Raw genomic sequence first — 12,949 nt, 5'->3', positions numbered from 1 at the left:
ATTATAAAAAGCGGTTCTCTTAACGTGTGAACAAAAGTCATTGTAGTTAAAACACTCGAAACGAATAAGCTAATTGATGTATAATGGAAAAGAGTGTATGTGGAAGATTTAAAACTGAAAGAGAGTGTTTATTATGGGTCGTAAATGGAATAACATTAAAGAAAAGAAAGCATCGAAGGATGCAAATACGAGTCGTATTTATGCAAAGTTCGGTCGAGAGATCTATGTAGTCGCAAAGCAGGGAGAACCAGATCCAGAGTCTAACCAGGCATTACGTTTTGTGTTAGAGCGTGCAAAGACATATAACGTACCAAAGGCGATTATTGAACGTGCGATTGAAAAGGCTAAGGGTGGTTCAGAAGAAAATTATGATGAGCTTCGATATGAAGGCTTCGGTCCGAATGGTTCAATGATTATCGTTGATGCCCTAACAAATAACGTGAATCGTACTGCTGCCGAGGTCCGTTCAGCATTTGGTAAAAACGGAGGGAATATGGGCGTAAGTGGCTCTGTTGCCTATATGTTTGATGCAACCGCTGTTATCGGGGTTGAAGGAAAGAATGCAGATGAAGTTCTTGAGCTATTAATGGAAGCGGATGTTGACGTAAGGGACATTTTAGAAGAGGAAGATTCTGTGATCGTTTACGCTGATCCTGAGCAATTTCACGCGGTCCAAGAAGCGTTTAAGAGCGTAGGTGTAACAGACTTCACTGTAGCTGAACTAACGATGCTTGCACAAAATGATGTGACTTTACCAGCAGATGCACAAGAACAATTTGAGAAATTGATTGATGCATTAGAGGATCTTGAGGACGTTGGGCAAGTGTATCATAATGTTGATTTAGGTGAATAAAAAAGATGTCCCGGTTAGCTGGGACATCTTTTTTTCACTATAAGAGTATGTTCAAGATTCATCTAAAGACCGAGGCAATGGTTTCGTTCGCTACGCGTCTTGAGATGAGAAGACCACTCATCTCAAGACTTTAAAAAAAGGTAGCGACTACACTCATTGCTTAGAGTATATCCAAAAAGGAAAACCACTCTTTTTGAATATACTCTATAAAACCATTGCGGCAACCCATCCAAAAATAAAGAGAGGAATGTTAAAGTGCAGGAAGGTTGGCACACATGTATCCCAAATATGATTATGCTGGCCATCGGCATTTAAACCAGCAGTTGGACCGAGCGTACTGTCGGATGCCGGGGCACCCGCGTCACCTAACGCACCTGCTGTTCCAATTAGTGCGATGATCGCAAGTGGTGAAAAGCCTGCAGCCATACCTAGTGGCACAAAAAGGGTAGCAATAATCGGGATCGTTGCGAATGATGAACCAATTCCCATTGTAATGAATAATCCGATAACGAGCATTAGCAAAGCGGCAGCTGCTTGGCTTTCGCCAACGATACTAGCTGTTTGCGTAACGAGTAAATCGACATGTCCGGTTTCGCGAATTACCGCAGCAAATCCAGAAGCGGTAAGCATGACAAATGAAATAAATGCCATCATCTTCATTCCCTCTGTCACGACATGGTCTGATTCCTTCCATTTTAAAACGCCGCTTCCGATTAGAACAACTAATCCTGCTAATGCAGCAATAATCATCGATTCAGATATAGTCTGGACAACTAACGTAGCGACAATAGCTAGAATCGCTGCAGTAATCGACCAGGCTGTAAAGGATTGTGTCTGTTCACTTGAACCAATGATTGCTCTATCTTCGTAATGACGATCTTTCCGATACGTAACAAAAACGGCAAACAACAATCCGACGATAAGTCCAATTGTTGGGATCAACATCGCCTGTGGAATTTGAGCAAGCTCAATTGTCATCCCGTTTTCCTCCATATTGTCGGCAACAATTCCGTGGAAAATAGCTCCGAAACCATACGGTAAGAAGATGTAAGGTGCAGTCAAACCAAATGTTAGAATTGTCGCCACAGCTCGGCGATCAACACCTAATTGATTCAATAAATTAAGAATCGGCGGAATTAAAATTGGGATGAAAGCAATATGAATTGGAACTATATTTTGAGAGAAACATGAGATTAATGCGAGTAAGAAGAAAATAAGTGCTTTAGATAGAAGCTTTTTCTTAGAGTCTCCTTTTTTCCCAACGAGACGAATCACTCCATTCACCATCACCTCGGGTAAACCAGTCCTTGCAATAGCCACAGCGAAGGCTCCAAGTAAGGCGTAACTAATCGCTACTGTTGCACTACCACCTAATCCTTCACTAAATATTGAAACAGTCTGGTCAAAACCAAGTCCACCAATTAATCCACCGGCCAAAGCACCAATCGCTAAGGCGATGACAACATGTACGCGAACTAAGCTAAGTATTAACATAATAAGAACGGCAATGATAACCGCATTCATTCTAAATCAACTCCATATCCTTTATTCTGTTAAATCACTAATGGATGAAAGCAACTATATTAACCTAACATTATACTAATATATTGTCAATGTACGGATTTTCCAAAGTGAGCATAGGATAACTAGTAAATGCTTGAAGATAGTTGGGAGTGATTGAATGATTCCAACACTAAACAACGCAGTTATTGATGGGATCTTAATTGGATTAAGTATCTTTCTTACAGCCTATATCCTCAAAAAAATGGTCCATTGGATTTTTCGGAAATTGGATTTAACGAGTGATGATAAAAATCGAACAATCGAAACCTTGCTGAAGTCAGTACTGAACTATCTAGCATTGATTTGTTTTATCATTTATCTGTTGATGCCTTATGTCAACATTGCGGACATGTTAGCTGGTGCAGGTGTTATTGGTATTGTAGTCGGTATTATTTTGCGAAGTGTTGTCAAAGACATTTTTATAGGGTTAATTCGATTATATGAAAAGCAATTTATAGTTGGAGATTTTGTAACGATCAACGGTGTGTATCGGGGAGAAATTGTCAATATTCGTGTAAGGTTCATTACGATTCGTGAATGGTCAGGTAACTTATTTATGATCAATCATAATCGAATTGAAATGATCCATAAGCATAGCCGAGACCAGATGACCATTACTGAAAGAATTACTGTTCATTATCAGGAAAACCCTGAAAAAGTCTCAAGAGTCCTCAAATCAGTTTGCGAGAGAGTGACAATGAAACACAAGCGGTTATTGCAGGTTGATGACGATGGGAATTTAATTCAACCATTTGAGTTATATGGAATTACGGCAGTGAATAATAATTATCATGGGGTCGAATATATGATAACTGCTACTGTAAAGTCAGAGTGGTATTTTGAGGCTGCAAAAGTGATTCGCTATGAAGTGGTGAAAGCAATGTACGAAGCAAAGATAAAATTAGGGGCAGAATTTTTTAGTTCAATTTATTCATAGACTGACTAACGCTGGAAAGTCATTTAATTTTTCATTGAATGATATAGTTCATTAATTTTAAAAGCTAGTAAATCTTCGTTGTTCAAAGATTTACTAGCTAGCCTTTTCTATTAATTCAGCTATTAGTACATAACGTTCTGGTGCGGACCCGACAAAATTAAAAGGATAACAGGTTGAGACTGTCAAAGTAGCTGTAGGCTTTGGAACAATGACTGTTCGGTCATCGGCATCAACAATGCGAACTTTCCTTACTTTGTATGTGTACTCCCCTGTGGCAGTCTTTACAATAAGAAGATCGTTAAGGCCCACTTCACCAAGCCTTCTAAAAACGGTATCACGATGACCTGAGAGAACAGAATTATCATCTATTCCTGGTAATACACTACCTGCATAGTGTCCTACCCCTTTCTCTAGCTCATCTTCATCAGTACCATGGTAAATTGGTAGAGTTGCTTCAAGCCTTGGAATATAAAGTTCACCCATTAAATCACCTTTTTCAGGGATTTCAGGATAAGGAGAGTCAATTTCATTTTTAATTAATTTTGTGTTAACTTGATCGTCAAAGGATCCGGTATCGTCTATTTCAATCTCGTTAGTTACATCATATGTTTTATATATTAGGTAACCCTTGAGAAAGGTATAGAGATTACTAGTTGAGAACCATAGTCCTCCAACGATTAATAACGAACATATGCAAAGAAGAATGAATCGCTTCATCCTTCTTCTGTGATTTCTTTGCTTTCTCAAACTATACACCTGTCATCTTAAATCGACGATATAAGAATAGACCAATTGTAACAATGAATAATCCAGCCAAGGCATTATTTAAATATGGAGTAGCTGTTTTTGGAAGCTTAGCCCCTTTTTCAGTCTTAGTTACTGGTGTAGATTTAGATGAAGTATCTTTTTGTTTTGTAATCACTTCTTCTGTTGTTTTTAGATCCTTTCCTGTTTCCTTAATAATCTCTGAACCGAACATTTCAGCTGTAAAAAGGAAATCTGCAAGAAAGTCACCTTGTTTATTAGTAATCTCGATTAATAGGCTATAGCCATTGATTTCAGTAATGGTTAAAAGGGTCTCTAAGTTGACTTCTTCTTTGTTATTATCCTTAACTAAATAATAAGTAGTGTCAAGTTCAAGGACATCTAGTAATTGGGTGAAGATATCGATAAGTTCTGCTATTTGTTCGGCTGAAAGCTCATCTGCAGCTTCAAATTCTTCAAAGGCAATCATTCGATCAGATAAATTAATTAACTGTTCTAGAAATGCAGGATCTTCATAATCAAGTGATTCCAAGTGTTCTAAAAGACGATTCACTTCTTCCTCTGTTAATCCGATCTCGTCAAATAAGTCGGAGATAAGCTCCAAATCAATCTCTTCTAAGTAATCATCACCATAAAGGTAAAAATCAATTGCCCATTCTAAATCTTCAATATACTCATAGGACTCTAAACTGTCATCGTTTTCCGTAAGTAATTCGTTTAGGTCATCTATAGTTAATTCATATTGATCCAAAAGTTGCTGTAAATTTTCATCAGTGATTGGAGTTAAGTTATAAAAGTACAGGTCCATGTCAAGGTCATCTACAAACAGGTAGACGTCTATAATTGCTTGTCCTTCTTCTAATTCTCCATTTTCAATAAGTAAGTTTGTTGCCTCTTCAAGAGTTAATTCATAGCTAACTAACAAATCAATCAAATTCTCATTCGTTAGAATTGGTCCAAGAAATTCCTTGAGTTCATCAATATCCTCGAAATCAACAAGGGACGAATCATAGAAATCAAGGTGCTCCTCAAGTTCAACCTCAGTTAACCCAAGTTCGGCCAAATATTCTTGTAAATCACTTTCTAGTAGTGCAGCAAAGCTAGAAGATGGAAATACTAGTAAACCTAAGACAAACAAAATAGACATGAAAAAGCCTTTCACATAACATTCCTCCTGGAAAATATTTTAAATTCTAGAATATTATAATCTTTCATTTGGAAAATATCTATAATTTTTTTTGATAAAAAAAAGCCATTGAGGAGTAAGTTCCTCAATGACTTTTTTAAACTAGTGTACTAGTTTTTATTGTTTCTGAAATTCTAGAAATAATCGATTCAACCGCATGCTCGTCCTTCATGAGATCATAATCTTCAATGTTTAAGCGGAGTACAGGGCATGAATTAAATGAAGCAATCCACTTTTCGTAGCGACCATGCATTTCCTGCCAATAGGAAAGAGGGGTTTGCTGCTCCATTTCGCGCCCGCGCTCATGAATGCGATCAATAATGCTTTCAATGCTTCCTTCAATGTAGATAAGAATATCTGGATGAGGGAAATATGGCGTCATGACCATCGCCTCAAAGAGACTAGTATATGTCTCAAAATCAACCTTAGTCATTGTGCCTTTGTCTGCGTGCATCTGTGCAAAGATCCCTGTATCTTCATAGATTGATCGATCTTGAACAAAGCCCCCACCTTGCTCAAACATGCGTTTCTGTTCCTTGAAACGTTCAGCTAAAAAGTAAATCTGTAAATGAAAGCTCCAGCGTTCAAAATCGGCATAGAACTTATCTAAATAAGGGTTATGATCAACATTCTCAAACGATGTCTGAAAACCAAGGGCTTTTGCCAGTGATGTCGTCATCGTTGATTTTCCAACACCCACCGTACCAGCAATCGTAATCACTGCATTTTCTGGAATGTTGTATTTATCGCGTAGGTTCAAATGAACTCGCTCCTTTCGCCAGTTCGTTGTTTATAATCGTAATAATTTCTTCTAGATCCTGAGGACGCTGGACAAAGTCATAAACATCACCGTCAATTTTAATAATCGGTGTTTCTGGGTACAGTTGACTCCATTCGAACATCGCCGTTTCGTAGTCCATTGATAGCTGTTTTAAATAATTAGGATCCATTTTCTGTTCCATCTCACGTCCGCGTAGCTTAATACGATCAAGTAGAGTAGGTAAGCTAGCATTTAAATAGATAATCATATTTGGCTTAGGCATATCAACCGTTAAAATATCATAAATACTCTTATATTTCCCATATTGTGAAGCAGAAAGAGTGCGCTTAGCGAAAATAATATTTTTATAAATATGGTAGTCAGCCACGACAGGTATTTCATTATCGATATAGTTCTTTTTAATATCTTCTAGCTGCTTATATCGATTACAAAGAAAGAACATTTCTGTTTGAAAGCTCCACTCTTCGATGTTTTCATAGAATTTTGTTAAAAAGGGATTTTCATCAACGATTTCCTTTAATAGATGAAACTGGTATTGTGCTGCAACTGCCTTTGCAAGCGACGTCTTGCCAACACCGATCGGACCCTCAATTGCAATAAAGGGGACATGACCCATTAAAAGCCCTCCTTCTATAATAGATAAGCGTTATTGTACCATGCTCACTGCGAGCAAACCATATATTTGTCGATTTTTAGAAAAGTCGATGTATTTCAAATAATGATCGACCATAAAAATAGCCTGCTAGGAGAGTTTTTCTCTTAGCAGGCTATCGGATAATTTTTTCAAAGATTATAATTTATCGTTAATCTCTACACCATCTGGTCTGTAATGAATTTTAATATTAGACATTACTTCTGTTGCTCCTGTTTGAATACTTACTTGCTGAGCATGCTCTATTAACTCAAAAACTTCAGGTAATCTTCCTTCAACAACAGTTTCCATTGGTCCAATATGATACTTTAGACCAGACTCTTTTACAAGATCGACGATTTCAGGAATCATTCCATCGGTGTTCATATCTTTTCCGTTCGGTAACACTTGAATTCCGGCAGTAACAGTTGCCATTTGATCATCATCCTTTCTTGAGTGCGTCTATTTATCAATACCCGTGTGTATAGCTTTTAAACAAAGTGGATAGACTATTATTTTAAATGATCTTGGGGATATGAAATTTTATTCGGTAAATATCCTTACAAACTTTGTCAACTATTAAAATTTTCGTATTATTCTATTAATTACAAAAGGCATTTTTACTATGTATAGTTTCGCGAAACTGATAATAGGCTATATAACGAAAAGGAAAGGGTGTATCTAATGGAAAGAAATCATTCAAAAAAACATTATCTAGCTGAAATTGATTATAAAAACTGCTCCGAAAGATGGAGCTGGGATATTTATATCGTAGCAAATGAAAATCAAGAATACTTAGGGAAGGCACTTGCTCCAGGAAAAGGAGTAGAAATTCCGTGGACGTTACTCGGCCAAAAGGATTATTTAGGAGAGATGATAGAGATATGTGAGGAATTAATGCCAAAGTAATTAAATAACGTTAAAGAAAGTATCGAAAAAGATACTTTCTTTTTTTTTCGTCAAAAAAAGCTAAAGGAGTTCGCAAACTTATGGCGTAACATTTACTGAGCATGGAGCGTAGAAGTTGATGGGCTTGGATGCCTCGCTCAATCTGAATGAAATGCTAATATAAATGGTGTTTTTGTGATTGTCAGGTAATTTAACAAGAAAAATTGAAATATTACTAGTTTTTTACAAGCTACTAAATTATTATTATAAGTATATTTCAAATTATTTCGCTTTTCTAAAATTAAAAAAAGCGAAGAAACTATTAATCTAGATTAACTAGGGGAGGTGAATGTTAACTATAGCTTTTTGGAGTTAAAAAAAGAGAGGGGAAACGTATCGTGCCAAAAAAATTAAAACCAGTATTTAAAGTTTTCTTAGTAGCTGTTATTTTGCTATCAAATTTCAGTTTCCTAGCTACTAGTGGACAAGCACAAGGAATGTCGCTTGATCTTCCTGCTCGTGCTGCGATGTCGACAGTTGGTGAGAAGGTTGAGATTGATAACGACCTACTTGCCAATACGTATAAAAGCACAGACGAAGTTCGTATTGTTGTTGAATTAGAAGAGAACCCGGGTCTTACATATGCAGTGAACGCCGGGGTGAAATATGACGAATTATCAGCTGCAAAACAAGAGGAAATTGAAACAGATGCTTTGGCTGTTCAAGAGCAAGTGAAGTCCTCAATCGAAAGCAATAATGTTGATATGGATTATATTCATAACTTCACTGCAGCATATAACGGTTTCAGTGGTACGGTTCAGTTCGCTGATCTTAAAGTAATTGAAGGATTGAGCGGAGTTAAGGCAGTTCATATTGTAAATGAATATGAGCGTCCAGAAGTATCGACTGAAATGAAATATAGTAAGGGTATGGTCAACGCTCAAAAAACTTGGGATGAGTTTGGCTATAAAGGTGAAGGGATGGTTATCGGTATTATCGATACTGGTATTGATCCAAGTCACCGTGACATGATCCTAAGTGAAGGAACAGACTATAAAATCACTGAAGAGGACGTAGAAGCAAGTGACGCTCCTGGTAAATGGTTTACTGAGAAAGTTCCTTATGGCTACAACTATATTGATAAGAGCTTTGATATCTTAGATCAAGTGTCTTCAGCTTCTCACGGTATGCATGTAGGTGGTACATCTGCTGCGAATGGTGATGAAGAAAATGGCGGTATTAAAGGGGTAGCTCCAGAAGCGCAGCTGCTTGCCCTAAAGGTATTTGGTAACGATCCGATGATTCAAACGACATATGGTGATATTTATGTTAAGGCAATCGACGATGCTATCAAATTAGGGGTTGACGTATTAAATTTAAGTTTAGGTGCAACTGCGGCATTTGTTAATGCAGAGGACCCTGAACAAAAAGCGATCCGTATTGCACAGGAAAGTGGAGTGGTTGCTTCAATTTCTGCAGGTAACTCTGCACATTTCTCTAATGGATATGCTGCTGCAAATCCATATGCTTCAAATCCGGATATCGGGTTAACTGGTTCTCCTTCTTTATCTAATGAATCTGTCTCTGTAGCTTCAAGTGAAAATAGCTACATCGAAATGGAAGCGTTGGAATTTACTGCAAGTAATGGAGATAAAGGATTGATTCCATATCTTTCAGCTGGAAATGTTCATCCAACTGAACTGACTGGTGAGTATGAAATTGTAGATGCAGGCTTAGGTGCTCCGGCTGACTTTGAAGGTAAAGATGTTCAAGGTAAGATTGCTCTTATCCAGCGTGGATCATATGCATTTGTTGATAAGTCATTGGCTGCACAAGCTGCTGGTGCTGTCGGTTCTATTATTTACAATAACGTTGCTGGTTTCATCTCAATGGCATCAAGTAACGAAATTACAATTCCGCACGTCTCTATCGGTAAATCAGAAGGGGATGCGTTAGTTGAGCGTCTTACTAATGGCGAAACAGTAACAATGAAGTTTGAAGAAGGTGCTGCAACGACTACACTCAACCCAGAAGCTGGTTCGATGTCTTCATTTACTTCATGGGGTGTAACTCCGAACTTAGACTTTAAGCCTGAGATTACAGCTCCAGGTGGTAATATTCTTTCTACACTTGAAGATAACTCTTATGGTTTGATGAGTGGTACTTCAATGGCTGCACCGCACGTAGCTGGTGGTTCTGCATTAATCCTTGAACGTATCGATGCTGAATTTGGTGTAAATGGTACAGAACGTGCACTACTTGCGAAGAATATTTTAATGAATACAGCAACACCATTAAAGGATCTTAGTTACGTAAATGATGTGCTTGGATGGAATAACTACTATTCTCCACGTCGTCAAGGGGCTGGACAAATGGATTTACATGCAGCAAGCACAACACCTGCATATGTCGTAAATCCGGAAGATGGTGTGGCGAAGGTTGCACTTAAAGAAGTAACAGATCATGTGACATTTAAGTTAGATGTTACAAACTTCAGTGATGAAACAGTCCAATACGATGTTGAAAAGACATTGCAAACAGATCTAGCTGTCTCTGGAGAGCTCGGTTTTAATCCAAGTGAGCTTGAAGCAGCTCCAATTGTTGATGCAGAAGTGAAACACACCGTGGGTGGTCAAGTTGTTCAATATGTAACAGTAACACCTGGTAGCACAGTTACTGTAGATTTTGAAATTGATTTATCTGCAGCGAAAATGCAAAACATTTTAGAGGGAACAGAAGAATCGCTTAAGGAAAACTTTGAAAATGGGTATTTTGTCGAAGGTTTTGTTACTTTTGTTGATCCAACTGATACAAATCCTTCATTAAGCGTACCATTTGTTGGTTTCAATGGTGATTGGGATCAAGCTCCTGTTGTTGACGCCCCGCACTACGATGAAAACACGTTTTATGGTACTACTGGAATGATTACTAACACGGACTTGCGCTTAGGCTTTAAGCCGGGGCCTGAGGGAACAAACAACTACGCTGGTGCAGAAGAGCGTCTTGCATTCTCACCTTCGTTAAACAGCATTATGCCTTACCTTTCTTTCTTAAGAAATGCGAAAGAAGTACAGTATAATGTTTTGGATAAGGATGGTAAACACTTACGAACGATCACGACTCAAAAAGATGTTAGTAAGAACTTCGACCAAACTAGATCAACCAATCTTGTTGGTGCTGCGGCTTGGGATGGAAAAGTGAAAAATAAGGTAGTTGAAGACGGCATCTATATTTATGAAATTAAAGCAAAAGTTGATTTTTCGGATGCTGAGTGGCAAAAACTTCAGTTTCCAATTCATGTGGATACAGTAGCTCCTGTTGTCGAAGTTGACTACGATGCAGAAAGCGAAGTGTTAACATGGAGTGCAGAGGATGCACAAAGTGGAGTTTCTCACTTTGATATCCTAGTTAATGGGACAAGTATTTTAGGTAAAGATGAGGTTATCCCTTCAAATGAAACAAATAATTATCAAGTAGATTTAACAGATGTACCAACAGGTGCAACTATTACTGTCAAAGCGACAGATTTTGCTCGTAATGATGGAGTTGGTGAAGTTAAAGGAATTGGTGATAATTCTATGCCGCTTCTATTTATCACACATCCATCGACTTTAGGTTACTATAATACGCAAGAAGTACCTGTACAGGGTTATGTAACAAATGCCTCTGAAATTAAGGTAGTTACTGTCGCAGGTGAAGAATTTCCTGTAACGTACGATGCGGATACTAATCGTTACAATTTCAGTGGGACTGTAAACGTTGAAGCAGACGGGGTATATGATATTAAGATTGAAACAGTGGACGTTGCTGGTAACGAAGCACATCTTAACAGACAGATTATAGTGGATTCACAAGAACCTGTTATTGAAGTTTCTGCACCAACTAACACAACTGAAGAAGAAGCAACACTAAGTATTACACTGAAGGATAATTTCGATGAGCTTCGTTTCTCAATCGATGGTTCTGAAGTATTGTATGAAGAGTTCAAATCACCATACGAGATGCGCTCAATCGAACGTGCTGTTGAACAAACGGTTTCTCTAGAATCTGGTGAAAATACATTTGAATTAGTTTTAACAGACGTTGCAGGTAACGAAACAGTTAAGAACGTAACAATTAATAAAGTATCCGGTGTCGATGAAGTGGTTAGTCGTCTTTCTGGAGCTACTCGTTTTGAAACTGCAGTTGAAACTAGTAAAGCTGGCTGGGAAACTGCGAGTACAGTTGTACTTGTTAATTCTAATAGCTATGCAGATGCGTTAGCAGGTTTACCGCTTGCTTACAAAAATGATGCTCCGGTATTGTTAACAAGTACTGGTTCATTAAATGCAGCAACTTCTGCTGAGATTACTAGACTTGGTGCAGAGAAAGTTATTGTTCTCGGTGGTACAGCAGTAGTTAGTGAAGATGTTGTATCTGAATTAGAGGCACTTAATCTTGAAGTAGAACGTATTTCAGGTGCAAATCGTTACGAAACAGCTGAGCAAATCGCTAAGCAGGTTGCACCAAATGGTACAGACAAAGCAGTTGTAGTAAATGGATTTGACTTCCCAGATGCTCTTTCCATTGCACCGTACGCTGCAAAAGCTGGTATGCCAATTTTATTAGCTAACAAAAATGAAATTCAATATTCAACTGTTCGTACGCTTGATCGTCTTGGTGTAGATGAGACGTTTGTGATCGGTGGTACAGCTGTTGTTGGTAATGAAGTAACGGAAATGGTTCCTGGAGCTGTTCGAATTTCGGGGTCAACTCGTTATGAAACAAACCTGGCAGTAATCGAGAAATTTGCTTCTGATGCAGATCAAACCTTTGTTGCAACTGGCAAGAACTTTGCAGATGCTTTAACAGGTTCTGCTTTAGCTGCTAAACACAACACAGGAATCGTCCTTGTTGGTAATGATTTATCTGCTGAAGTAGCTGATTATATTACTGGTAACTCATTCCGTAATGTAACAGTTTTCGGTGGTGAAGGTGCCATAAGTGCAAAAGTGTTAGAAGATCTTAAAACATTATATAGTGGTCTTAACTAATACTATTTTCAAAAAACAGCTTACCTACGGGTGAGCTGTTTTTTATTTTCTTTTTCTCTACCTATAGCAAGAAGATGTCATCTACATATTCTTAGTATAAGTGCTCTGTTATTTGCCAAGAATCCTTAGAAAAGGAGGAAAAGGTGATGAATGAAGAAGGAAACCTTTTTAAAGGCTTATTATGGGGTAGTTTATTAAGTATCCCTTTGTGGGTATCATTGTTTGGCTGGATCAAGGTATTTAGTAAACTACATTAAGGAGGCAATGCTTACTCCGGTTGGTACGTTGTTAGGATAATCACTCACTTGGCTG

The 12,949-nt window shown here is 38.0% G+C and carries 10 protein-coding genes; 4 read left to right on the top strand and 6 right to left on the bottom strand.

All coding sequences use genetic code 11. The annotated features are described in order from the left end of the window. The first annotated feature begins 133 nt into the window (after positions 1-133). A complete protein-coding gene (locus tag J7W16_RS03005) occupies positions 134-853 on the top strand; it encodes a YebC/PmpR family DNA-binding transcriptional regulator (protein WP_210595700.1) in 720 nt (239 codons plus the stop codon). Positions 854-1,057: 204 nt separating this feature from the next. Here the strand turns inward: J7W16_RS03005 and J7W16_RS03000 are convergent, their stop codons facing one another. Further along, positions 1,058-2,377 carry a Na+/H+ antiporter family protein gene (locus tag J7W16_RS03000; protein WP_210595699.1) on the bottom strand — a complete coding sequence of 440 codons (1,320 nt, stop codon included), beginning with the start codon at positions 2,375-2,377 and terminating at the stop codon, positions 1,058-1,060. Positions 2,378-2,534: 157 nt separating this feature from the next. Between J7W16_RS03000 and J7W16_RS02995 the strand changes: the two genes are divergently transcribed. Next, a complete protein-coding gene (locus J7W16_RS02995) occupies positions 2,535-3,353 on the top strand; it encodes a mechanosensitive ion channel family protein (RefSeq protein ID WP_210595698.1) in 819 nt (272 codons plus the stop codon). 93 nt (positions 3,354-3,446) lie between these two features. Here the strand turns inward: J7W16_RS02995 and J7W16_RS02990 are convergent, their stop codons facing one another. From J7W16_RS02990 to J7W16_RS02970, 5 genes are all read right to left on the bottom strand, one after another. Next, a complete protein-coding gene (locus J7W16_RS02990; RefSeq protein WP_419095802.1) occupies positions 3,447-4,100 on the bottom strand; it encodes a class D sortase in 654 nt (217 codons plus the stop codon). Position 4,101: 1 nt separating this feature from the next. Continuing rightward, positions 4,102-5,280, bottom strand: a complete 1,179-nt coding sequence (locus tag J7W16_RS02985; protein WP_210595697.1) for a processed acidic surface protein — start codon at positions 5,278-5,280, stop codon at positions 4,102-4,104. Positions 5,281-5,401: 121 nt separating this feature from the next. After that, positions 5,402-6,064 (bottom strand): deoxynucleoside kinase, encoded by a 663-nt coding sequence (locus tag J7W16_RS02980; RefSeq protein WP_210595696.1) that lies wholly within the window; start codon positions 6,062-6,064, stop codon positions 5,402-5,404. Further along, on the bottom strand, positions 6,048-6,701 hold the full coding sequence (locus J7W16_RS02975; protein WP_210595695.1) for a deoxynucleoside kinase: 654 nt from the start codon (positions 6,699-6,701) through the stop codon (positions 6,048-6,050). The genes J7W16_RS02980 and J7W16_RS02975 overlap by 17 nt, the downstream gene beginning before the upstream one ends. Positions 6,702-6,875: 174 nt before the next feature. Then, the gene (locus J7W16_RS02970) at positions 6,876-7,151 is read right to left on the bottom strand and encodes a thiamine-binding protein (RefSeq protein ID WP_210595694.1); all 276 of its coding nucleotides are present in this window, start codon (positions 7,149-7,151) and stop codon (positions 6,876-6,878) included. Between the two features lie 249 nt (positions 7,152-7,400). Between J7W16_RS02970 and J7W16_RS02965 the strand changes: the two genes are divergently transcribed. After that, positions 7,401-7,625, top strand: coding sequence for a hypothetical protein (locus tag J7W16_RS02965; protein ID WP_210595693.1), 225 nt, complete (start codon positions 7,401-7,403; stop codon positions 7,623-7,625). Positions 7,626-8,002: 377 nt separating this feature from the next. After that, positions 8,003-12,637: a cell wall-binding repeat-containing protein gene (locus J7W16_RS02960; protein WP_210595692.1), complete on the top strand. Its 4,635-nt coding sequence runs from the start codon at positions 8,003-8,005 to the stop codon at positions 12,635-12,637. Positions 12,638-12,949: the final 312 nt, after the last annotated feature.

It is taken from the genome of Halalkalibacter suaedae, assembly GCF_017939705.1.
In the GTDB taxonomy this organism is placed as follows: domain Bacteria; phylum Bacillota; class Bacilli; order Bacillales; family Bacillaceae_D; genus Halalkalibacter; species Halalkalibacter suaedae.
This window is presented reverse-complemented; position numbering and strand designations above follow the sequence as displayed.

Excerpts from the sequence above, each read along its gene's own strand:
- J7W16_RS03000 (WP_210595699.1), bottom strand. The coding sequence starts at position 2,377 with ATGAATGCGGTTATCATTGCCGTTCTTATTATGTTAATACTTAGCTTA.
- J7W16_RS03005 (WP_210595700.1), top strand. The coding sequence starts at position 134 with ATGGGTCGTAAATGGAATAACATTAAAGAAAAGAAAGCATCGAAGGAT.
- J7W16_RS02975 (WP_210595695.1), bottom strand. The coding sequence starts at position 6,701 with ATGGGTCATGTCCCCTTTATTGCAATTGAGGGTCCGATCGGTGTTGGC.
- J7W16_RS02970 (WP_210595694.1), bottom strand. The coding sequence starts at position 7,151 with ATGGCAACTGTTACTGCCGGAATTCAAGTGTTACCGAACGGAAAAGAT.
- J7W16_RS02995 (WP_210595698.1), top strand. The coding sequence starts at position 2,535 with ATGATTCCAACACTAAACAACGCAGTTATTGATGGGATCTTAATTGGA.
- J7W16_RS02965 (WP_210595693.1), top strand. The coding sequence starts at position 7,401 with ATGGAAAGAAATCATTCAAAAAAACATTATCTAGCTGAAATTGATTAT.